Origin of the sequence: Paenibacillus sp. Root444D2, from assembly GCF_001426375.1 — a bacterium.
Taxonomy (GTDB): Bacteria; Bacillota; Bacilli; order Paenibacillales; family NBRC-103111; genus Paenibacillus_E.
Window position 1 is genome coordinate 1 of sequence record NZ_LMEO01000053.1, and the last position, 22,601, is coordinate 22,601.

Consider the following 22,601-nt stretch of genomic DNA (forward strand, 5'->3'; position numbering starts at 1 on the left):
CCTAACACATAGACGAACAGCAGCATCATCGCAATTGGAGTGATGCAGACCGTGATGATGGTGTCCATACTGCGGAAAATATGGCGCATGGAACGTCCGAGCATAACGCTAATATCGGTGAAGAAATGATTCTTTGCCGTCTCCATTTACTTTCCCTCCTTTTTGCCGATGATTGAGAGGAATATTTCCTCTAATGTCGGCTGTTTTTCAACATACTCCACCTTTGCGGATGGGAACAGCTTTTTTAGCTCCGAGAGCGTGCCGCTGGCGATAATCTTACCCTCATGCAGAATAGCAATTCGGTCGGCAAGTTGCTCAGCTTCTTCCAAATACTGCGTGGTCAGCAGTACTGTCGTGCCACCGTCAGAAAGCTCCTTGACAATCTTCCAAACCTCGATACGCGACTCGGGATCAAGTCCAGTGGTCGGTTCGTCGAGGAAAATGATCTGCGGTTTTCCCACAAGGCTCAAGGCGATGTCGAGCCTGCGGCGCATACCNTCGTCCGCTACCTGACGCGGATTTTTGAGGTATCGCAGCTTGGCAATCATGATCAGATTTTCCCGTCCGGTCAAAATTTCGTCCACGGCGGCAAATTGCCCGGTCAGACTGATCGCCTGCCGCACATTCTCGGGTTTTGACGCAACATCGAATCCGTTTACGGTCGCGGTTCCGCTGTCTTGTTTGAGCAACGTGGTGAGGATTTTGACAACCGTTGTTTTGCCAGCTCCGTTGGAGCCGAGCAGGGCGAAAATACTGCCCTTTTCCACCTCGAAATCTACGCCTTTTAGGACTTGAAGCTGCTTGTAGGACTTTTGCAGCCCTGTCACTTTAATGGATTTAGTTTGCATGTTTTTCCCTCCTTATCGAATAGTAACCTTGGACAAGTCTGCCCCCATTCCTTTAAGCGAAGCATAGGTCAACTTATCCATGACTGCACCGTCAAAGCAGATGGTTTTGAAGGCACGGTAATACTTATTGGTTAATGAAAAGAACGCCTGAAAAGACACATTCTTAAGTATAGCGCCCCTAAATGAAACTTCGTTTACTGCCGATTTCTCAAACTTAACGCCGATAAAGGTTTGACCGTCAAAATTCAGCCCGCTCAGGTCGGAATATTCGAAGTCCACGCCGTCAAAGATACAACCTTCAAAGGATGTTTTTCTAAGGTCGATCTTGCTTATCGTGGCGTCGGTCAGTTTTACACCTGTGAATTTGGCTCCTTCCATCCCCGAAACGCTGAAGTTGGTTCGTACAAGGATCGATTCATTGAAGGTTACATTCGTAAGGTCAGTTGCTGTTAGGATACAGTCCGTCAGATTTGCGCCGTCAAAATTGGCATCACGTAAATCACTACTCTTAAATGAACTTCCCGTCAAGTCAGCGCCCGCAAAGTCGGCACCGCGTAACGCGCTAGCATTAAATTGACCTTTATGGGCCCTAACGCCTGCAAAGTCGCTCATTGCCAGGTTGCTGGCGCTAAAGTTTGTCACTACTTGCCGTTCCAGCGATCGGGAGAGGTTGGCGACTTCCAATATCGTTTGCTCAATGTCGCCGATGCTCTCAACGGTCATCATAAACGCGGTTTCATCGTCTTTGCCTTCGGCTTTGAGTTCACGATATCGCTCCTGCAAATCGGAGTGAAGGTCCGTCTTTAATTCGGTGACGCTTTTTACCCCATCGTATGGCGTAAACACGCCGTTCAAATAGTTCGTTAATTTCTGATTCATCATAATAATCTCTCCCTTATAATAAATTTTCTAGTACGCGCTTGGAATACTCCCAATTGCTTTTGTTGCGTGCGTAAGCACCTTTGCCTTTTTCGGTAATCCTAAAATATTTTCGACGTCCGCCTTGAGATTCATCGCCCCAATACCACTCGATATCGCCGTCAGTCTCTAGCCGCCGGACGCTGGAGTACATCGTGGCTTCCTTTAATTCATATTCGCCGCCCGAGCGCTCGGCAATTAATTTGACAATCTCGTACCCGTAGCGGTCAGCTTCGGATAAAAGCCGTAAAATCATCGTATCGGTATGTCCGCGCAGCAGGTCTGATGTAATTTTGTTCTCGCTCATATAATCACCTCCGCATCTCCATAATACGACACACTACTATGTCTGTCAAGGTAGTATTTCAAATAAAATACTTTGTTTGAAAAGCATGATGTATTCAAAACGATATCTAACGGATTCATTCTATTTTTTTGTGCTTTATCAGCCAGTATAAAGAACATAAAAATACCGATGCCCACTCCGACTTATGCATCGGTGTAGGCATCGGTATGAATGTAGTCATTTGCACAATATAACCCTCAACTTCCGAGCAGACAGATCCTTGATACTCTATCTGATCTTTCGAAATATCGATTATTAGATATCAAGTTTACGGGTACCGATCCATTTGACCATTTCAGGATCGCGATGTGAAAAGAACAGGCTCTGTTTCGTATCTAACGTAGTAATCGACTCCATATCCTCTTGGCTTAATTCAAAATCAAAGATGTTGAAGTTTTCGATAATTCTTTCTTTACGAACAGACTTAGGAATCACAACGACTTCTCTTTGTGTCAACCAACGTAAAACCACCTGAGCAACGGATTTATTAACCTTTTCAGCTATGGATACCAATACCTCGTTCTGGAACAAGTTATTTTTCCCTTCAGCAAAAGGCGCCCAGGATTCGATCTGAACATTATTATCTTTCATGAATTTTGCATTTTCAATTTGCTGGTTGAAAGGGTGCGTTTCAACTTGGTTTACGGCAGGAACGACATCATTATGAATAATCAAATCGATCAGACGATCCTCATGGAAGTTACTAACGCCAATTGCGCGGACCTTTCCTTCACGATTCAATTCCTCCATAGCGCGCCAAGACCCATGCACATCGCCAAATGGCTGGTGAATTAAATACAAATCCAAATAATCCAATTGCAGTCTTTCCATTGATTTTTCAAATGCTTTTTTTGTGCGCTCATAACCAGCATCCTGAACCCAAAGTTTCGTAGTGATAAATAATTCCTCTCTTGCCACGCCACTCCGTTTGATCGCTCTGCCAACTGCTTCTTCATTTTGATAAGAAGCAGCGGTATCAATCAGCCGATAGCCTGCCATAATAGCGTCATAAACGCTTTGTTCACACTCATTTTGATCTGCAATCTGAAAAACACCAAAACCGAGTATAGGCATCTCAACACCATTGTTCAAAATTACTTTTTGCATATAAAATCCTCCATTTTCGAAAATTATTTGTAAGTCGATACAGAGATCACGAATTGTGAAGTACCGACTAAAAGGTTGATAAGGGTCAGCATGTAAATTTTTCAGGTGTTGCTCATTGCGATGTATTATCTCCCCTCTTCACTTCCTTATTATGTACCAGATAACAAAGAGACTGGTATCCCATTCGTGCCAAATGTTTGCCTAATCCTCTCACTACCACTTATGTAACAGACAAATATGGACTATAATCGAACTATAAATCTGAGAAAAAGTTTCAAGCAATTTGGGAGTCGGTGTGGATCGGCACGCCTCCCAACCCTATTTCGCATCGTGAAATATAATACCCAAACTGTATCTTGTACCTGTGGTAACTGTGTTTACACCATGTCGAAGAGTCGTTCTATAATAGCCGCGCGTTCCCAAAACCGGACGATGATTGGTTGGAAAAATCAGACCCTCTCCTTCTTTCAGCGTGATGACATGGCCTCTACTTTGCGCCCTCGGACGCTGCTCCACCAAAAGTAACTCCCCGCCTGTGAAATCTTCTTCTCTTTGATTAAGAGCGAATACGACCTGAAAGGGAAAGAATACTTTCCCATACAAATCCTGATGCAGACAATTGTATCCCCCAGCTTCATATTTCAGGATCAATGGGGTTGGACGGTTCTGCCCCTCCTGATGGCATTGATCGAGGAATTCCGCTAATGCTGCCGGATAAGAAGCATTGTGGCCCAATTGTTCTAGCCAGCGATTAGCTGTTAGGGCAAGTTCCGGATACAATCCTTCGCGCAGCTGTTGAAGCAAAAATGGCAAGGGAGAGTTGTAATACTTGTACTCTCCGACCCCGAAGCGATATCTGGCCATGTCTATGGTCGTTCGAAAGTTACCTTCTTCCTCATACGTGCTTATGGTTTCCTTACATTCCATATTGCTTAACAAGCCAGGTAGTTTGGCATAACCGTGCTCGTCCAGCGACTGCTGGATGAAATTCCAATCCAGATCAGCTAATCTTTGCGACAGATTCTCAGGCATGCTGTAAGCCTCCTATTTGCTTCGCCATTTTTGTTAACCTCTGCGAACAGTATAACCCCGAAAATGAGCTTTTGTACGCATTCTCGAATGTAACAGCAAGATTACGAAATTACTAAATGTCGTTTTATGTTCGCGTATTTTTCGAGAATGAAGAAATCGCTATAGCCGCTGGATACAGACCTTGTGCAGGATGTTTACCGGAACATTATGCAAGATGGAAAGCGGAACTATCGAAGGAGGGTTAATGAATCTAGCTGCCTTCTTGGCAATAACTGAAATATTTTTTAAATATTCCTTTACAGGAATATTCCAGTTGTGGTATATTTAAAACACAAAGAACAAAAACAATTTGGAGGATGATTATTATGAATAACGCTAAGGACACAGACAACACGCGCACGTCAATCGCAGGTCAGGAACTCCGCGTCACCCGTATCTTTCATGCGCCGCGGGAACTGGTTTTCAAGGCTTGGACAGATCCGGAGCATTTGCCGAAATGGTGGGGACCCAAGGGCTTTACGAATACGGTTCAAGAAATCGATGTTAGACCAGGCGGGGTATGGCGTTACGTTATGCACGGTCCGGACGGCGTCGATTACGATAATAAAATCACCTACCACAAGATAGTAAGCCCAGAGCAACTCGTATACTCCCATGGCGACGGCGATGACGACGAACAATTTCATGTGACGGTCACGTTTGCCGAGCAAGCTAATTCGACGACAGAGCTAACCATGACGAGTCGATTCAAAACAGCTGCTGACCTTGAAAAAGTGGTCAAGGAATACGGAGCTATCGAAGGCGCTAAATCGACACTTGATCGTCTCGAGGAACAACTGGCCACTATGTAAGGGCCAAAATAAAATCAAATTATAAATTGAAGGGAGTAATTAATTCATGAAAAAAACCAAAGTTATGTATTGGATTTTTACAGCTTTGTTGGTAGCCTTGATGGGCATTGGTGCTATCCCGGATATCCTCTATGCATCAGATGCGGTTGCCTTATTTGCTCATTTAGGCTATCCCTCTTACCTCCTGCCCTTTCTTGGGGTGGCCAAATTATTAGGTCTTGTAGCGATACTGATTCCCGGCTTTCCGAGAATGAAGGAATGGGCTTATGCCGGGCTTACATTTGACCTTGTGGGTGCGATGTATTCAAGTATCGCGGTGGGCGATCCTGTTGGCGGCTTGGCATTTTTCATCATCGGATTTGTTATCATCGGCGGGTCCTATGTGTGCTATCATAGGAAACAAAGAGCTGCATCTTTAAGTCAGCCACCACGCTTAGCGGCATAAAAAAACTCCCTTGCCTGGTATATGTTGAAGGAAGGAGTGCATGAACATGGGCTTGATCACAACAACCTGGAGCGCACTTTCAGAGCCCAACCGATTGTACATCGTCGAACTCCTGCGGGGCGGTCCCCTCACCGTAGGGGAAATCGCCGAGCGCCTCAGCCTCCAGCAGCCACAAGTTTCCAAACATCTCCGCGTCCTAAGCGACGCGGGGTTTGTTGAAGTACAGCCCAGCGCCAATCGGCGCATTTATAAGCTTCGGGCCCAGCCCTTCATAGACATGAACAACTGGCTGGAATCTTACCGCCGCATGTGGGAGGAGCGCTTCGATCGATTGGACGAATATTTGAACGAATTGCAGGGAAAGGGGAAGCAGTAGGAGTTCTCTCCCCGTTCCCGCATAAGAAAAGACACCCTCTCGGGTGTCTTTTTCGTCTATTTACATACAAATATTGCAAATACCCCACCGGAGGCAGGAGAAACTCGCTAGCGACGCATACTCCTCCCTTAAATCGAAAAATTTTTCATCAATGGCATGATAAAGGAAATTACTCCCATCCCCAATTTAAAAAAACTACCTATGTTACCAAAGAAACCTCCACCTCCACCCCCACCAATACCTTTAGCGGCACCGCCTTTACCAAGACCACCCAATAATCCCCCAGAACCCCCGCCACCAAAAAGACCAAGCATGCTTCCTAATCCACCTCCACCAAGTAAGCCTCCCAAACCTCCTAAATTGGATATTTGCGCTTTGGCTTTGGTTTTGTTTCGGGGGAGTTTCTGATCTCCCTTGAATCCTTGAAGAATGACTTGGTTGCCTTGTATTTCGTTTAGAACCCCGTAATACAGAGAACCGTTCTTGAGCACTACACATACCGGTGTTCCTAAGTTGTCTTTAACTTGCGAAGAGATAGAGGGCGATGATGCAGGAATGGCTTTTTGCCCGACTTTCACGCGTCCGTGCTTTTTATTACGTTGCTGTAAAGTTTTCATTCCAGCTCACTCATCCTTTTAAATGAAATCATACTACTTGTCATCTTATGTTGATACGACATGTTTGGACTATGCTCTCTTGAACATTTTCCGCTAATTTGATAACTGCCCACTCACGGTTAATGGAGAGTTATCAAATTTTCGAAGGAAGCTTTCTGGTATTGAGGGTAAGTAACAGAGAAAGACGGCGGCCATTATTGGCTTCCGTCTTTTGCGTCCCCCTTAGCTGACTACACTTTACTTTGAATCTGTAATTGATTCTTAATACCTAACAAAACCTGTTCTGTACTGGATTATGGGATATCCAAAGGCATAGCTGTACGGAAAGCCCAAATACATTGGTGTAATCATAGGATAGGGTGCATAAGAATAGCCGTGAATAGGGCCAAATAATTGCGTTCCTAGATGAGGACTTTGATAGTTTATTTTGAGACCAGTTATGCCAGGTGGCCATACCGTTCCAATATTGCCAACTGCCTCAGGTCGCCCAAAATTCATTTCTTTTATAAAGTTTTCCTTTATCATTCAGTAGGTCACCTAATTCCCTGCAGCAAATTTGTTCGGGCTGTCATCAATTTGGTCGGACTCCTCCGTTATCCTTATGATATCCCTAATATATGTGTGCCTGTCCTTTTTGCATGCTTGCTTGGACGTAAATACGGCTATATTGGAGGACCGGGTGAAGTTGGAATATACGGTTTGAATAAAGACCAGTCCGCCAAAAAAAAGTCCGTCAAAAAAGCCAAGCAAGTAAAAACATCCGCTTTTTTACCTGGTTTCGGTTTTGAAAGATTCTTCTTTCCATTTGCAGCTTCACTTGCGTTTTTATTTGCCATACCGTTTCTTGGGTTCCCGTTTTTCTTTTAATTAAGTAAGTAAATTCTATGTAAACAAGAAAGACGGCGGCCATTATTAGCTTCCGTCTTTTCTTTTTGGATTAAGGAATATTTAAATTGCAAAAGCTGATGTGATGATAACCAAAAGAATAAAAAGAACCAAAATAAATGCTACGTTGCGGCCCATACCATAACCTTCACCATAACCTACGCTCATGTATACTCATTCCCTTCATTGATTTTTCACTACGGTATAATTATACGTTCGGTACATAAGGTATGCTTGTATACATACCACGGAGGCAATCGCCAATTGTTTTGTATGAAGATTTGGCGACGGATATCCGTCCGAATAAGAAGGGCAGCAGCTTGCTTATACCGCTTCAGCTCTTGCTCACTAGATGCAGCGGAAGCCTCTGCAAGCCCAGGATATTAAAGTTGGTCAGCGTTCCAGCCATGTTGACGCCTCCTTTTTGGAAATGAAAAAGAGCCCTGCGTCGTGGGCTCTCCTACATTTTGCTATAACAAATTTACATACTCACCTTTGGTGGAAAATAGGCTCTCCGGAAAGGAGTGTAAATACTTTCCAATCACTCAGGGTCATATTTGCGTTTGGAGGATTTTGACGTGTTCAGTGCAATGGCACGCGGACGAGAGCTATTAGAGCATCCTCATCCAGTCGCCTAGCTCCTCGATTTTTACGTCTATCAGCTCTGATGGCGATTCGAGTTTCATTGACCCGCTCTTCTTCATGCTACCTGGTGCACGACTACCAGAGTCACTGCAATCAAAGTAATCACAAAAGCCGGTATCGCACTTCCAACAGGATGCTTGACTCTGAAATGTGAAAGGCATGCCACTAGCATCGTAATGCCAATCCAAATGCCTGCCCATACGGCTGCTACCGGATTCCAGTATCCGATAACAAGTCCGGCTGCCCCGACTAGTTGAACGAGCCCAGTAACAACTCGAAACCATTGCGGCAGTTTAATCGACTCGAACATTTCAACAAAATTTTTCGCACCAGCCAGCTTGCTTCCGCCGCCAAAGGCCATGGAGACGAGCAGAAAGCTTTGTAAAATAATAAAAATGATATTCATAAGGCTCCCCTTCCTTTTACAACTAGGCCAATACCTTTTCAAGCTCGCCGCACCATTTACCCCAGCCATACCTAGCACCTTCGAGACCTTGAGCATTGGCGAATCCGGTTTGTTCGAGATGAAGGTTAACCTTGCCGTCCCCTAAATCCTGCAGCGTCCAGGTGACCGTGTGCTTCTCCCCTCCGCTGGCCCAAGTATAGGACACCCGGTTTGGTGCGTCCACGATAAGCACTTCGCCGTCAATAATGCCATCCCAATATTCGGACGGCTGCGTGCGAAACTGAAAACGGTGTCCTATGACGGGCTCAAAATCATTATCCATCGCCTGACCATTGTGGATGTTGACCACCCACTTGGCAAGCTTGCTTGAATCGGTTATTGCGGACCAAAGCTTCTCGATCGATGTCGTGTACTGAAAATCCAAGGATAATGCTAAACTCATTCTTCTTCCTCCTCTAATAGTTGGTTCAAGCGCAACATATTCGTACGCCAAAAATTGCTGTAGAAAGCCACCCAATCTTGAATTTCTCTGAGTGGAGAGGCGTTTAACCTAAATCGCGTTTCTCTACCGACTTTTCGGTCAAGTACCAGTCCAGCTTCTTTAAGGATTGTCAAATGCTTGGATACCGCTGTACGGCCCATTTGAAACTGTGCCGTTAATTCATGAAGAGGTATCTCCTCTGCCTCTGCTAACAGACGAATTAGCCCGCGCCTAGTCGGATCTGCAATCGCGTCAAAAACATCCCGCAATTGGTTGTTCTCGCTCATAACGCCCCCTCCTAAAAATCTTATTTTCTGTATTATAAATCTACTGATGTATGAAGGGACCGCCGTTTATTTCAACACCTCCTCCTAATTGGACACCATTTAGTGACACTTTGATTATAGGTCACCATTTGGTGTCGTGTCAACTATTGATTTTAAGCCATTTGGCTCCTTGATTACATATTAAAAAGCCTCCGAGCGATAATGCCGAAGCTTTATGATCATGACTCAGTTTTGTTGGGTGTCAGGATTGCTTAATTAATCTCATTCGCTTCTAGATAACTGCCTGCTACTTCAACAGGCTGCCGAGTAAGCCGGCAGCCTGGATATTGTGCTATTGTTCACCGTTAGAGTAACAGTTAATCACTTTCAAATTTCAAAGCGAAAATAAAAATAAGGGTAAGCTACGCTTACCCTTACCCAAGTTTAAATCATAAAGCCTCCGTTAATATCGAGCGACGCACCGGTAATATAGCTTGCTTCCGGGCTGGATAAGAATGAAACCAAGCTAGCGATGTCATTTGCGGTACCATAGCGGCCAAGAGCAATCATATTCTTTAATATGGAAGCCATAGAACCTTCAGCAGGATTCATGTCGGTATCAACCGGACCTGGCTGAATATTATTAACTGTTACCCCTTGCGCTGCCAGATCCCTTGCAAGACCGCGAGTCATAGCAGCGACTGCGGCTTTGGACATGCTATATAGACTCATTCCGGGAAAACCGGTTACATCGGCATTTACACTGCCTATATTAATGATTCTGTCACCACTCTGCATGTGGGGTCCGGCTGCTTGAATGGCAGCAAAAACCGCTCGAATATTAACAGCAACGGTGCGGTCGAACTCTTCCATTGTAAATTGGTCATATGGTTTAACATCTAGAATCCCAGCGTTATTAACCAGTATATTTAAATGACCAAAAGTGTTAATCGCCTCAGCAACTGCTGACTTAACCGAGTTAGTATTTTCACTGTTTGCTCTAATGGCTAAAGCTCTCCCACCTTCAGCCTCAATGCTCTTGACCAATTCATTAGCTTTCTCAGCAGAATTGGCATACGTGAAGGCTACGGCCGCGCCATCTTTAACCAACCTTCTAACAATTGATGCCCCTATACCTCGAGAACCGCCTGTAACAAATGCCGTTTTTCCATTTAAGAAATATAAATTCATGATATTTAGTCTCCTTTAGTGTGGATTATATATAAGTTTTAAGGGAATGATCGTTCCAAATTAGAACAAAAAAAATTATCGTAAAAAGTAAAGAGACGTCTCTAAAATGGTATCCAATGTTTTTCGATCTGCAGCTGCAGAGGTGATGGTTATTCCATTCGTAACGTTTACAAGGTATTGAGAAAGATCACGTAAATTGGGATTACCTTTTATTTCGCCATTGGCAATTCCGCGTGTAAGCAATTGAAAGAAAGCTCTTTCTCTTAAGTTATTGTTCGTACTAACTCTTGCTCGAACTTCCGGATGCTCACTCATCTCCAAGGATGCATAGATTAGTAAGCAAGTTCTAATACTATTATGTTCAAACAATTTATTGAAAAACCTCAATAACACTTCTTTACAAGTGCCCGGTTCATATAAGATGGAAGTAATATCACTCGTTTTCTCCCCATAACGATCCAGTGCCACTAAATACAAGTCTTCCTTACTTCGGAATGTCTGGTAGATGCTGCTCCGGTTTAGAGACAACGCACTGACCAAATCCTGCATGGATGTTCCCTGGTAACCTTTTTCACGAAAAACATCAATTGCCTTATCGATTGTCTCTTCGATCTGAAATGTTTTTAGTCTGGACATTATTCATCATCCCCTGTAACGTATGCTATCTCAATTTAGATTCACTGTCAATACTTTTGGAAACGATCATTCCAATTCAAGCGTTGTCAAAAGATGCTACGGCCATATTCTCCGTTATGTTGAACGATTAGAAGCTTTTTCATTCATCGATCATCGGGTGAGAGAGGCATTGGAGAACTAATCTACATTCAGCAAGCGCCCTCTCCTATCTGCCTTCGTATTTTCATTGTGCTAACTTTCTCCTCAACCCCTCGACTTAGAAAACAAAAAGGCTTACCCGACTTAGGGCAAGCTCATGGTTTAAGAGTTAATAAATTTAGATGATGCTTTATTATGAAAAGGGAAGTATCAGACCGCCGCATTAACGATGCTTAGAATGATAATTAACGCAGTAAACAGGAGGGCCGGTGCCGTTTTGCCGATCGGATCTTTGACCCTGAAATGTGCGAGACACGCCAGTAACATTGTAATTCCAAGCCAAATGCAAGCCCACGTGACCGCCGCTGAATACCAGTAGCCGATGATGAGTATAGCGGCACCGACTAACTGGACGACTCCTGTGACGACACGAAACCACTGTGGTATTCCAAGATTGTTGAAAATATCGACCCAATATTTGGCCCCTATGGTCTTTGCAGTGCCTGAAAATACATAGTATAAGGCCAGCAAGCTTTGAAGAACGATGAAAAGAACAGTCATTAGGATTTCCTCCCTTAATTTTATTTAGTAACAGTGATTGATCACTGGTGTCCTCTTGTGAGAATTCGAAACGTGACGCCGAATTTATCCGTTACATTGCCGTAAGCGGGGCTGAAAAAACTTGCCTGCAGCGGCTCATTTACTTGACCGCCCTGCTTCAGTGCTTCAAAATATTGGGTAGCCTTGTCTTTGTCATTGGTTTGAACAACTATGGTCACTTGCGTTCCCTTCTGGTAGCTGCTGCCGGTAACATTGTCGGTGAGCTGAAGCTCCGATTCGCCGATTTTCAAGATGGCGTAGCCTATCAAATCTTTCTTTTCTGGAGGCAGCGGAGATTCCGGATTTCCCGGCAAATCGCCGAATCGCAACGTATAGACAACCTTGGCATCCAGCGCTTTCATGTAAAAATCAATAGCCTCATTAGCGCTGCCGTTCATTTCAAGAAAAGGGATCAAACTCGTACTCACAACAATCATCTCCTTAGTTTAAATGTTCTTTTGCCAGGACACCCGGTATGGCCTCTTATTTCGTAGTGGCGTATTTCACTTGTCACTAACTATGTCGGAAGTCAGTAAGGAAACGTGACCGATTCGGTGAAAAAAATTTTTAGGATGCGTAACTCAGAAAAAACTGCAGATATCGTACATCTCTGTCACATCTGTTGAGTTTCATACGACATATAAGTAAAAATGAAAACGAAGGAAGGGATGTAACGTATGAACGATCATCATTGGCTTGTGGAACAATTCGAGGCGCATCGGAATCACCTGCAAGCGGTGTCTTATCGGATGCTCGGATCTCTGAGCGAAGCGGATGACGCTGTACAGGAGTCATGGATACGCCTTAGCCGCTCCGATACTAGTGGAGTCGAGAATATGGGAGGATGGCTGACAACAATAGTCTCCAGGGTGTGTCTGGATATGTTGCGATCTCGCAAATCGCGGCGTGAGGAGCTTACGCTGGTAAGTGTACCTGAACCGGTTGCTAGCCGCCAAGATGGAAGCGATCCCGAGCACGAAGCACTGCTGGCTGACTCTGTTGGTCTTGCGATGCTTATGGTCCTCGGAAATTTGAATCCCGCCGAACGCATTGCGTTCGTATTGCACGATATTTTCGCCTTGTCTTTCTCGGACATCGCCCCGATTATAGGGCGTAACGAGGTTGCAGCAAGACAGCTTGCGAGTCGTGCGCGGCGTCGGGTTCAGGGGGCGAAAACGACCGCTGATTCAGAGGATTTCAAGCGAAAACGGGAGCTAGTAGATGCTTTCCTAGCTGCGTCGCGCTCCGGAGATTTCGAGAAACTTCTTGCGGTATTAGACCCCGATGTCGTGCTCCGGAACGATCCTGCATTTCCACCGGTCGCCGCATGGCCAGTTGTTCACGGTGCGCATGATGTGGCCATGGGATTCGTTGGTCGCGCCCAAGGTGCACGGCCGGTGCTCGTGAACGGATCTGTGGGCGCAGTCGTGGCTCCTCGCGGTCGACTACTTTTCGTACTCGAACTCAAGATTGTGGATGGGAAGATCACCGAGATCGACATGATAGCCGAACAAACTCGTCTTCGCCAGCTCGACATAGCAGAAATGAACGATTGATAGGGCTAGCTTCAAAGAGCAGCAATAATAACAATAAAATAGAAATACAAAAGCAAAAAAACGCTCTGTCGCAGACCGCAGACAATGCGTTTTTTTGCTTTGTTCAGTAGACAATGTTTTTATTACTTATACCAATGACTCGTTCGTGTGAATACTTTATAAATACGAATTGAACTTCTTTATGAAATTTTTTTGGTCCTTTGTAAACATGTAGCCACGTCGTTCGTAGAACTGGTGAGCATGTAATCGAGTTGGATGGGATAACAATTTAATCCCAGAAAATCCATTATTCATTGCCCACTGCTCAAGACGCCCTATCAACATGCTGCCTAAACCTTGATTTCTATACTCTTCTTTAACAACAAATCCTAAGATGTTTACTAAAGAGTCAGAAAAAAGCAACTCATATGGGCTACCATGAATATAACCAATTACCTCGTTTTCTTGTTCATAAACATAGATGATATCTTTTGTTTTCTTTGTGATGATTTCAATCTTCTCTTTTACTTTTTCTTCAGAAAAGAAATATAAATTCGGATTAAAGATTTGGTTTAACAAATAAATATCATGATAATCAGTTACCCTAATTTCCCGAACGTTTTTTTCTCTCATTTTTGTACACCTCAATTCGTTATACCAGAATGAACATCTGAAATAATGCTAGATATCTTTGCATGTTTTGGCAAGACCCTACTCTTGAACTAGCCTACCTATGACCTCAATTAGTGTCGTGTTGAATACCAGTCCAGCACTCGTAAGGCGCGGAGAGTGTTCCAGCGGCTAGGCTCGCCTTCCACACCTTCCATGTCGAAGTGAACTCGATCGGGGTGAGAGTTCTCGAGCGGCCATTTCCCGTTTTGGTCTTGTTTCTTCGCCACCAGACCGACGGCCTCGGTGACGCGTTCATCGGGTTCTACACCAGCGCTGCGTAAGTAATCCAGACCCCGCAGCACGTCATAATGCCACGTAGTCGGGAACGAGGAACGCATCCAATTTGGATCGATCACCTCGCCGGATGACAGGGACCTCAACATGCGACGCTCCAGAAGGTACTCTTGTGCCCGGATGCGGGCTTCGGTCACCGCAGCAGTTTCACCCTTAGCCTTCTCGTACTCTAATAGTCCTTCCAAGACACAAATGGTGCTGTGGAACGAGGATCGTCGACTTTGAGGGGCGTCGCAATTCCAGCCTCCGTCCTCAAGCTGCTCACCGAGGAGTCGATCGACTAGCCGACCGCTTGCCTCTCCGAAGTAGGCACCCACTCCAAGGATCCAACCATTGACACAGGGCTCGGTCTCACCGTCGAAGTAGGGCCGGCCGCCCATTTGCAGCGGCCAGGTGATCTGGTCACGCACGAGGCCGATCGATCTGCGGGCTTCCTCACCCGACGGATCCAAGCCTAGGTCCTTCAAAAGCAGCAAAGTGTAGCTCGTGCATAGCCAGTTCCGTGCGTCGGCGTCACCGCCCCAGTTGCCCTCGGAAGATTGCAGGCCGAGGATCCGGGCACCCCAACCTTCCGAAGCAATCCGCGACCGCTCTGCGGCAACACAGTCATCGGGCTCTTCGGTTAAGTCACGCATCACCTGCCAACGGATCGCAGGATCCCCGCCAAGCAGCCAATCTATTACTGATTTCTTTGGCTTCGGGATTTGCCATTCGGAATTTTTTGTAGTCATCTAATGGTCCTCCTTAATTTGGTCAAGTTTATACTACGTATCCTCCTTGGCTGTTTTTGACCATCGCTAAATATTTATATTTTTATATTCGCGAAGTGATTAAACTATCCTGCCCTGCCCGTATTAATCACCCCCTGGAGTGAACGAAGAAAGAGCCAAGGAGCCCAGAATTGGATCCCGCTTCTCGCTCGGCTCTTAGGCAAACATATAACGCCGCCCCGCGTGAGAGTAGGAAAGGGTACCGGATTCAAGAAAAGATTTAAATAAAAAAACAAGAGCCATTGACGGCCCTTATTTATTACTGACACTTTTTCTTTGGTACTGCTGTTGGGTGACAAATAAGTTGAGAATTAGATATGATATTGACTTTTAAATTGGAAAATCTCATCAACAGCTTGATGATACCCACCTGTTTTTCGAAAGGATTCCCTCATATCTGCAACAGCTTTCTTGAAAGATGAGAGGCCTAACACATGATCTACGGCATCACGTAGTTGATTTGCAGTCAAGCTTTGCATTTGCAATTGAATGCCTGCTCCGATTTCTGCGACTTGCCCGGCAATGATCGGCTGATCCGCACTTTGCGGGATTACAATTAGCGGAACCCCGTAATAGAGGCCTTCATGGGTACTGTTCATTCCGCCATGTGTAATAAATAATTTAGTGTATTGCAGGACGTCCGTTTGTGGGACATAATTTTTTACGATGAAGTTTTTGGGGATTTCCCCTAAGTCAAAAATTTGGACTTTATTCCCAATTGACATGACAATGGTATGATCCGTGTTCCCAAATGCCTCAAAACAAAGCTTATAGAAATCGATTGCTTGGTTAAAGACAGTACCCAGTGAAATGTAAATTGGGTTTTTCCCCTTGATTGCAGTAAAGTCGAAGTTTTCTTGCGTTAATCGTGAAGAGATGGATGGACCTACAAATTTATAAGTTTGGTCGAATGCTTCTCCATAAGGTTGAAACTCCCTTGTTGTATAAACGATTGAAAGTGGTGCAGGATTACAAAACACTTCGTAAGGAGAATGGACCTCCACATCATATTTTTCCTTCACCATTGCCGTCAGGCTTTGAAATTTATCGTTTATAGGTTTAACTATTTCTGTAGGGACTTTTATGGAAAATTGCTCCAACATTTTATCGAATGAACCTTTTGTCTGTGCAAAAGAAGTACAAGAGTTGATTGCAGGAAGTTTAAGAATTTGAGCAAGTAAACGTCCACAACCAAACATGGAATCATGGATGATGTAATCAAAATGCTCATCTTTGATCTGTTCAAGAACGCTTGGTATGACGATATCTGCCGTAAGTAAAAGACCGTTGATTCTTTCGGGCAAATAATCTCTTCCACCTGAGATAAAGGCTCTTATAAATTTTTGATCGTCAAATGTTCGTACTGAAGCTCCCGTCTTCTCAATACGTTCCCGAAAAGCTTCTATAGAAAAGTACACTACCTCTTCTCCACGTGAAATAAGCTCTTGCACAACGCCAATAGTTGGATTGATATGTCCCTCTGATCCACCATTAATAAATAAAACACGCGCCATTTCTACAACTCCTTAGGTATACTGTTCTCTTGAAAAACTCAAAACTTTAATCACCATATTTTTCACTATTCTGCCCGTCCCTCGGTTCAATAAAAAGAGCAGGTCAATAATTGCCTGCTCTTTCCTAATTTTAATTTTGTCATCTTGTAGAATAGCAAGTCAACTTATGACCGCCTCTTCCACATTTCTCTCTAGTTCAAATATCAATATTATTTCTTCTTTTTACTAGCGTCGAGTTCTGCTTCGATTTGGGAGACTTTTGAAGACTCCCCCATACGCCAGTAGACGAAAAAACTAATGGCAATACAAGCAGCTACGTAATAGTAGAAAAGCGACTCAGCCCCAATGCTCTTGAACCATAATGCAATGAACTCCGCAGTTCCACCGAATACCGCGACGGTGAGTCCGTAGGGAAAACCCACGCCAAGAGCACGAACTTCTGTCGGGAAGAGTTCGGCTTTCACGATTGCATTGATGGAAGTATATCCAGTGACAATAATGAGACCCACCAGCATGAGCAAAAAAGCACCGATAGGGTTCTTCGCATCCTCCAGGATCAGGAACAGCGGCACTGTCAGCAATGTTCCAAAGATTCCGAAACAGAGCAATAACGGGCGCCGTCCAATCCGGTCGGATAACATGCCAGCAAGCGGCTGAAGTACGACGAATACCAGCAGGGCAATAAAGTTGATCCAACTGACAACCTCCTTTTGGAGCCCCACCGTATTTACCATGTACTTCTGTAAATACGTCGTGTAGGTATAGAAGGCGACGGTTCCGCCGAGTGTTAGTCCAATTACTGTCAGCACCGCCTTAGGGTGCTTCATCAAAGCCCGAACCGTTCCAGCGCTAGCCCGGCTTTCAGAACTCATTTTTGAAAACTGTTCCGATTCATCCATCGTGCGGCGCAGCCATAATACGGCCAAAGCTCCCAATGCTCCGATAACGAAAGGAATACGCCAGCCCCAAGACTTCAGATCAGGTTCACTGAGTACTTGCTGGAGGATGATCTGCACTCCCAGTGCCACCAGCTGTCCGGCAATAAGTGTGACGTACTGGAAGCTCGAGTAGAAGCCTCGGCGGCCACTGGTAGCCATCTCGGACAAGTACGTTGCCGAGGTTCCATACTCTCCTCCTAGCGACAACCCTTGGAGCAGACGGGCAAGAACCAAAATAATAGGAGCCAGCACGCCAATGGTACCATAACTCGGGGTGCAGGCAATGATCAGGGAACCACCGGCCATGACGGAGATGGAAAGCGTCAGCGCTGCACGCCGGCCATTACGATCAGCGTAACGGCCTAGCAGCAGGCTCCCTATCGGGCGCATTAAAAAGCCGACGGCGAAGATCGCAGCTGTGTTTAGCAGTTGGCTAGTCGGATCTCCCTTGGGGAAGAACTGGGACGAGAAATACACTGCGAAAGCAGTATAAACGTACCAGTCGTACCATTCTATCAGATTTCCAACCGATCCTTTGAAGATGTTGCCTGTGATCCTTCGTATCTTTGCGCGCTCAATGGACTGAGTCATAGTTATATTCTCCTCCTGAATTGTCGGTGTTAGATCACTAATGAGCTCATTATAACAAGGTTTTAATCGGTTGGAAGCGCTTTATATCCAAGATGTATGATAGTCAACCTAAGATGTTATAGTTCGATCCTGAAACGCAATTCCCTTACTTTGTTAATTCATTCAATTAAACTTCCCTTTGATTTGAACTATTATTCTCAGTTAGCGCCATAGAGAAATCGGCTATGCGATGAAGCTTCTCTTTGTCGGTGGAGGTTCGGCAATAATCTGCTACGTTCGGTTAAAGCTTTCTTCAACCTCGACGTCTACTTCGGTTGCTGCTAGACTTTACATTGGACATGGAGAATCGAGAATGCGACAAAAAAAGAAAACCCGCTTTTTAGAGCGGGTTTCCTTCGTTTTGGTAGCTGATACATTAACCAATATTAAGTGCTTATCAGCGCCGAACATTTTGCAAAAGCTCTTTTCTTTTCCAGATCAAAAGCATTAACCCAGCGAGATACCAATCGAAGCATTATCGTCGGGGGTACCGAGCCAATAGCCATAAGCTATGGCTACCTCAACAAAATGTTGTAAAACATCTGGCGCAGGAGGGCCCGGTGGCACAGTATCAACGGGACGGCCAATTTCATTAAAAAATTCTCCCATTCTCACAGTCGATACGACTAACAATGTTACTATTTCGTTAGAGGAATTTCTCCAAGCGTGCTTTACATTTCCCGGAATATCAATAGTATCACCCGCCTTAACAGCTTTCCAACTGTCTTCCGTGAAAGCTTCGAGTTCACCTGAGAGAACAACAAAGGTTTCGCGATCTCCATGACTGTGAACAGGAACAATAACACCTGGTGGAACTTCAGCCTTCATAATGGAATAATCCCTATTTTCTGATAACTCCGTTAAGAGTTGAATACGTGGTCCCATTACATCCAAAAATGTTGACATAAATATTAGCCTCCTATTTTAAACATATTATAATACAGTCGACATGAATGATTTCCCCTCGTGGTTAACTAATATTTGAAATTATATGATTAAAGCTTGTAGTATTCTTGTCCGCGAACAAATGCTATTATGAATCAAAAGTAACATTTTGAAAAGTACACACCTTTTTGTTATATAGTAACTAAAAGGTGATAATTGAAATCGGGAGATGGTTATCAAACATGAAAACTTATTATTGTGACCTAGAGGTTTCTTTGGAGATAATCGGAGGGAAATGGAAGGGACTTATTTTGTACTATTTGATAAAGGGCCCTAAACGAACAAGCGAATTAAAAAGACTTGTGCACAGTATTTCTCAAAAAATGCTTATTCAAACACTTCGAGAACTAGAAACTGACGGACTCATACGTAGGAAGATGTACAATCAAGTACCTCCTAAAGTTGAATATTCAACTACTGAACTTGGTCAATCGCTTGAACCAATCCTGAGAGAGCTTTGCAGTTGGGGAGGAAATTATGCAGAGAAAACGTTTGCTCAGGGTGAGTATCAAATTTTGTATGTAGATTAAGAAAATAACAATATATCCATGTACTGCTTTCCCAAAGGATGTCATTTTTAACGATGACATCCTTTGGGATTTTCATTTCATACATGGTCATATAACCTAAGTATACTTCTTCTTACATTTCCAAATAATAATATTAAAAGACAAATAGTAAACATTGTTGTGCCTCCATTTATCCGTAAAATTTACCAATTAAGATTTTGCATGCATTAGGTCTTAAATATCACTTTTTAGTTACTATATAACCAAAAAGTATGTACTTTTTTTATTGTTACTTTTGATCCATAATGGCACTTGTGGCTACGAAAGCATGAAAAAAAATATACAAACCCAAGGAGTGTGTGATTATGTCCACAAACTTAAATCAAGTTATTCTCAATATCCGTTTTAAAATAAAACCCGGTAAGAAAGAGACATTCCGCGACAGTCTCTTTGCAATGATTAACAATTTTAGAAATGAGCCTACTTTTGTAAATGCAATTGTCTCTGATGATCTAGATAATCCCCATGATCTTGTCATCTATGAGATTTGGCAAGGTACTAGAGATAGTTGGATAAAAGAAGAGCTTCCAAAGTCTTATCGTACTGAGTACGAAGGGACACTTACAAGCTTAATTGATGATAGAATAGTAAGCTGGCTTGAACCTATCGGTGAATGGGGAAGCAAACTAACAAATGTGCCACGTTAAATAAACAACAAAATAGGCATTCTAACCTACACGGCCTTTTAGAATTAGTTGGTATTACGGACCGTCTGATCAGCCAAAAACTATCACCAGGCAAGATTTCATGCTCGTTGAAAATGGTTTGATCCATTCCATGACTGTATTTATTGAAACTCCTGGCGGATAAATCCTCTTCATTCAGGAATCGGACCGTCCAAAGCCGACTATGCCCCACCCATAAAAACAGAAGCCGCCCTCAAAGGTTCTTATCGAACTTCCTTTGAGAGCGGCTTTTGGCCATCTACCTACGTTACATCTCTAAGAGTTACAGCATTCCAACACGAACGGATTGCACTACTGACGCTCTCGCTGCTTAACTCAAAGATTCCGTGTAGGTGGGCCTTCAACATATAAACAAATGTGCCGTAATGCATCTGCACCATCATTTTCGGATTCATCGCGATAAACAGCTTCTCCTGAATGGCTTCTTCATATAAATCGTTCATTGGCCCACACCATCCGCCGGTATAGACTTCTTGCTTTACCTCTTCGTAAATGTATGGCGAGAACGAATACTGCTCAATAAATTGAAAGCCCTGAGGATATTGTTTCCCCAATTCGATAACCCGATTCCAACCTAATTCAAACTTTTCACGAATCGTTGTGCCCTTTAGCAAGCCTCCACGCACATACTCTCCGTTAAACGTAACAATGGCTCTATACAATTCGTTAACGATATCTTCTTTACTTTTGAAATAATGATAAATATTCCCGGTCGATACACCAGACTCCTTGGCGATAAGCGCCATTGAGGTAGCCTGTAATTCTTTTCGGATGATGATGTTAAGTGTTGTTTCAAGGACAGCCTGCTGCACCTTGTTATAGTTCTCAAACATTAAGTTATCCCGCTCCCACCATAAGATCGAATGATCATTCTAATCAACAAACATACACCTCATACAATCCGTAGTCAAGATTGTCAGATCGACCTGGCGTTATGACGAAGCGTTTCATAATGGGCTTACATATAATTCTTAGCGATCGTCTCCAAATATTCTTCTATGGACACAGAATTTCTAAGCGCCATCAGATCATTGCCAGCTGTTCCGATGACAGTGCGAAATTTATTACTCTCTCCAGTCGCCACAGCGGCTATGGCATCCACGATAATCAGAGGATCATCCAATGTAGAGCTAGATTCCGCATGATTCATTAAATTCTGCACTTTTGTCATCAGATTATCGTAATCTTGTATGTTATCATCTCGGTTCCAAGTGATACTGTTCTTGAAATTATTTCCTGTAGAACCTCCCTGCTCGATTAATCTAAGCTCGATATTCAACGGCTTCAGTTCGTAATAAAGACCTTCCGTCAGTCCTTCCAAAGCAAATTTCGACATATTATAGAGAGATCCGAGCGGCACCGCTGTCGTGATTCCCATGAAAGAGCTAATATTGATGAACATGCCTCCGCCATTGGCTCTGAAATGTGGTATAAATTCACGAATGACATTGATCGGTCCTCGCGTATTAACGGCGAATTGCCAGTCGATCGCTTCCTCTTGGGCTAATTCCAACGGACCGTAAGTCCCCATACCTGCATTATTGATAACGACGTCGATCTTACCGAACGCGGCAACGGCTTGATCTACCGATGTTTGAACTTCATTCACATTGGTGACGTCCAGTTTGAAAATTTTGATATTATCGTAACCGGTAAGCTCCGTTTCTTTGTCGGGATTACGCATGGTTGCAGCTACGTTCCAGCCCATTTCAGCAAACCGAATCGCCGTAAGTTTTCCCAAGCCTGAACTGGTTCCCGTAATAAAAACAGTTTTACTCATGTTAATACCTCCAAATCATAAATTGAACGTTCATTCTATTCCAATTAAACGGTTTAGATCGAATGTTCATTCTATTATGATACGGGATTCGTTTTCTGTCAAATACAAGATTACATAGCCATCCATATCTAGTAGCGCGATCCGCCCGGATGTCCTAATGTTCTTGTCAAAATCGGGAATGTCCTCAAGTTCTAGTCATCTGATTTTCACAAGCTAAAATAAAAAAGCTCCCGCCTCTTAAAAGACGAGAGCACGATTCCCGTGATACAGTTGCCACAAATGTGACGTTTTACTGTTGATAACGGGGCCTCCCCGACGTTCCTTCTAAATAGCGGAACATTAGAACGCCTTGTGCCTTTGTCGATAAACTGGTAAATCCCCGAGATTATATTTTCGTGAACCTTCTCATTCGAAATGAACAGGTTCACAAAATCATCTACAACCTCAACTTCAACCTCAATCATCATTGCCCTCATCCTC

At 43.9% G+C, this 22,601-nt stretch carries 27 protein-coding genes and 2 pseudogenes; 7 read left to right on the forward strand and 22 right to left on the reverse strand.

Going from position 1 to position 22,601, the window contains the following annotated elements:
* The 7 genes and pseudogenes from ASD40_RS34995 to ASD40_RS35020 all read right to left on the reverse strand — a co-directional run.
* Window positions 1–146 (reverse strand): annotated as a pseudogene (locus ASD40_RS34995) (ABC transporter permease); the annotation flags it as partial.
* On the reverse strand, window positions 147–497 hold a 351-nt coding region (locus tag ASD40_RS38980; protein ID WP_235549505.1), incomplete at its 5' end, for an AAA family ATPase.
* A gap of 1 nt (window position 498) precedes the next feature.
* Window positions 499–848: pseudogene (locus ASD40_RS38985) on the reverse strand (ATP-binding cassette domain-containing protein); the annotation flags it as partial.
* Between the two features lie 12 nt (window positions 849–860).
* On the reverse strand, window positions 861–1,727 hold the full coding sequence (locus tag ASD40_RS35005) for a pentapeptide repeat-containing protein (RefSeq protein WP_057307938.1): 867 nt from the start codon (window positions 1,725–1,727) through the stop codon (window positions 861–863).
* A 16-nt stretch (window positions 1,728–1,743) separates the two neighbouring features.
* Window positions 1,744–2,073, reverse strand: coding sequence for a PadR family transcriptional regulator (locus ASD40_RS35010; RefSeq protein WP_057307752.1), 330 nt, complete (start codon window positions 2,071–2,073; stop codon window positions 1,744–1,746).
* Between the two features lie 294 nt (window positions 2,074–2,367).
* A complete protein-coding gene (locus ASD40_RS35015) occupies window positions 2,368–3,219 on the reverse strand; it encodes an aldo/keto reductase (protein ID WP_057307753.1) in 852 nt (283 codons plus the stop codon).
* Between the two features lie 318 nt (window positions 3,220–3,537).
* Window positions 3,538–4,251, reverse strand: a complete 714-nt coding sequence (locus ASD40_RS35020) for a 2OG-Fe(II) oxygenase (protein WP_057307754.1) — start codon at window positions 4,249–4,251, stop codon at window positions 3,538–3,540.
* A gap of 116 nt (window positions 4,252–4,367) precedes the next feature.
* Between ASD40_RS35020 and ASD40_RS36860 the strand changes: the two genes are divergently transcribed.
* From ASD40_RS36860 to ASD40_RS35035, 4 genes are all read left to right on the forward strand, one after another.
* Window positions 4,368–4,496: an Ada metal-binding domain-containing protein gene (locus ASD40_RS36860; protein WP_156390285.1), complete on the forward strand. Its 129-nt coding sequence runs from the start codon at window positions 4,368–4,370 to the stop codon at window positions 4,494–4,496.
* Between the two features lie 120 nt (window positions 4,497–4,616).
* On the forward strand, window positions 4,617–5,102 hold the full coding sequence (locus ASD40_RS35025) for an SRPBCC family protein (protein ID WP_057307755.1): 486 nt from the start codon (window positions 4,617–4,619) through the stop codon (window positions 5,100–5,102).
* A gap of 46 nt (window positions 5,103–5,148) precedes the next feature.
* A complete protein-coding gene (locus tag ASD40_RS35030; RefSeq protein ID WP_057307756.1) occupies window positions 5,149–5,547 on the forward strand; it encodes a DoxX family protein in 399 nt (132 codons plus the stop codon).
* Between the two features lie 46 nt (window positions 5,548–5,593).
* Window positions 5,594–5,923: a metalloregulator ArsR/SmtB family transcription factor gene (locus tag ASD40_RS35035; RefSeq protein ID WP_082562657.1), complete on the forward strand. Its 330-nt coding sequence runs from the start codon at window positions 5,594–5,596 to the stop codon at window positions 5,921–5,923.
* Window positions 5,924–6,051: 128 nt separating this feature from the next.
* Here ASD40_RS35035 and ASD40_RS35040 read toward each other — a convergent pair whose 3' ends face one another.
* The 8 genes from ASD40_RS35040 to ASD40_RS35080 form a co-directional block, all read right to left on the reverse strand.
* On the reverse strand, window positions 6,052–6,540 hold the full coding sequence (locus tag ASD40_RS35040; RefSeq protein ID WP_057307758.1) for a hypothetical protein: 489 nt from the start codon (window positions 6,538–6,540) through the stop codon (window positions 6,052–6,054).
* A 1,585-nt stretch (window positions 6,541–8,125) separates the two neighbouring features.
* Window positions 8,126–8,476, reverse strand: coding sequence for a DoxX family protein (locus tag ASD40_RS35050; RefSeq protein WP_057307760.1), 351 nt, complete (start codon window positions 8,474–8,476; stop codon window positions 8,126–8,128).
* A gap of 22 nt (window positions 8,477–8,498) precedes the next feature.
* Window positions 8,499–8,918 carry an SRPBCC family protein gene (locus tag ASD40_RS35055; protein ID WP_057307761.1) on the reverse strand — a complete coding sequence of 140 codons (420 nt, stop codon included), beginning with the start codon at window positions 8,916–8,918 and terminating at the stop codon, window positions 8,499–8,501.
* Window positions 8,915–9,244, reverse strand: a complete 330-nt coding sequence (locus ASD40_RS35060; RefSeq protein WP_057307762.1) for an ArsR/SmtB family transcription factor — start codon at window positions 9,242–9,244, stop codon at window positions 8,915–8,917. Before ASD40_RS35060 ends, ASD40_RS35055 begins: the two co-directional genes overlap by 4 nt.
* 423 nt (window positions 9,245–9,667) lie before the next feature.
* Window positions 9,668–10,414: a 3-oxoacyl-ACP reductase family protein gene (locus tag ASD40_RS35065; protein WP_057307763.1), complete on the reverse strand. Its 747-nt coding sequence runs from the start codon at window positions 10,412–10,414 to the stop codon at window positions 9,668–9,670.
* Window positions 10,415–10,489: 75 nt separating this feature from the next.
* The gene (locus tag ASD40_RS35070; RefSeq protein ID WP_057307764.1) at window positions 10,490–11,050 is read right to left on the reverse strand and encodes a TetR/AcrR family transcriptional regulator; all 561 of its coding nucleotides are present in this window, start codon (window positions 11,048–11,050) and stop codon (window positions 10,490–10,492) included.
* 348 nt (window positions 11,051–11,398) lie between these two features.
* The gene (locus ASD40_RS35075) at window positions 11,399–11,749 is read right to left on the reverse strand and encodes a DoxX family protein (RefSeq protein WP_057307765.1); all 351 of its coding nucleotides are present in this window, start codon (window positions 11,747–11,749) and stop codon (window positions 11,399–11,401) included.
* Between the two features lie 41 nt (window positions 11,750–11,790).
* On the reverse strand, window positions 11,791–12,216 hold the full coding sequence (locus tag ASD40_RS35080) for a VOC family protein (protein ID WP_057307766.1): 426 nt from the start codon (window positions 12,214–12,216) through the stop codon (window positions 11,791–11,793).
* 249 nt (window positions 12,217–12,465) lie between these two features.
* Here ASD40_RS35080 and ASD40_RS35085 point away from each other — a divergent pair, with 249 nt between their 5' ends.
* Window positions 12,466–13,344: a sigma-70 family RNA polymerase sigma factor gene (locus ASD40_RS35085; RefSeq protein WP_057307767.1), complete on the forward strand. Its 879-nt coding sequence runs from the start codon at window positions 12,466–12,468 to the stop codon at window positions 13,342–13,344.
* A gap of 156 nt (window positions 13,345–13,500) precedes the next feature.
* On the opposite strand, the gene ASD40_RS35090 is transcribed toward ASD40_RS35085, so the two are convergent.
* The 5 genes from ASD40_RS35090 to ASD40_RS35110 all read right to left on the reverse strand — a co-directional run bounded on the left by ASD40_RS35090 (window position 13,501) and on the right by ASD40_RS35110 (window position 19,047).
* A complete protein-coding gene (locus ASD40_RS35090; protein WP_057307768.1) occupies window positions 13,501–13,956 on the reverse strand; it encodes a GNAT family N-acetyltransferase in 456 nt (151 codons plus the stop codon).
* Window positions 13,957–14,066: 110 nt separating this feature from the next.
* Window positions 14,067–15,020, reverse strand: a complete 954-nt coding sequence (locus ASD40_RS35095; protein ID WP_057307769.1) for a hypothetical protein — start codon at window positions 15,018–15,020, stop codon at window positions 14,067–14,069.
* A 350-nt stretch (window positions 15,021–15,370) separates the two neighbouring features.
* Entirely contained in the window at window positions 15,371–16,573 is a 1,203-nt protein-coding gene (locus tag ASD40_RS35100; RefSeq protein WP_057307770.1) for a macrolide family glycosyltransferase, read from the reverse strand.
* 209 nt (window positions 16,574–16,782) lie between these two features.
* Window positions 16,783–18,102 (reverse strand): MFS transporter, encoded by a 1,320-nt coding sequence (locus ASD40_RS35105; RefSeq protein ID WP_057307771.1) that lies wholly within the window; start codon window positions 18,100–18,102, stop codon window positions 16,783–16,785.
* A 486-nt stretch (window positions 18,103–18,588) separates the two neighbouring features.
* On the reverse strand, window positions 18,589–19,047 hold the full coding sequence (locus ASD40_RS35110; RefSeq protein WP_057307772.1) for a cupin domain-containing protein: 459 nt from the start codon (window positions 19,045–19,047) through the stop codon (window positions 18,589–18,591).
* A 221-nt stretch (window positions 19,048–19,268) separates the two neighbouring features.
* On the opposite strand from ASD40_RS35110, the gene ASD40_RS35115 reads away from it, so the two are divergent.
* Complete coding sequence (locus ASD40_RS35115; protein ID WP_057307773.1) at window positions 19,269–19,616, forward strand: winged helix-turn-helix transcriptional regulator; 348 nt, start codon at window positions 19,269–19,271, stop codon at window positions 19,614–19,616.
* 344 nt (window positions 19,617–19,960) lie between these two features.
* The gene (locus tag ASD40_RS35120) at window positions 19,961–20,302 is read left to right on the forward strand and encodes an antibiotic biosynthesis monooxygenase family protein (protein WP_057307774.1); all 342 of its coding nucleotides are present in this window, start codon (window positions 19,961–19,963) and stop codon (window positions 20,300–20,302) included.
* 281 nt (window positions 20,303–20,583) lie between these two features.
* Here ASD40_RS35120 and ASD40_RS35125 read toward each other — a convergent pair whose 3' ends face one another.
* Window positions 20,584–21,174, reverse strand: coding sequence for a TetR/AcrR family transcriptional regulator (locus ASD40_RS35125; RefSeq protein ID WP_057307775.1), 591 nt, complete (start codon window positions 21,172–21,174; stop codon window positions 20,584–20,586).
* A gap of 125 nt (window positions 21,175–21,299) precedes the next feature.
* Entirely contained in the window at window positions 21,300–22,121 is an 822-nt protein-coding gene (locus ASD40_RS35130) for an SDR family oxidoreductase (RefSeq protein ID WP_057307776.1), read from the reverse strand.
* Between the last annotated feature and the right edge of the window lie 480 nt (window positions 22,122–22,601).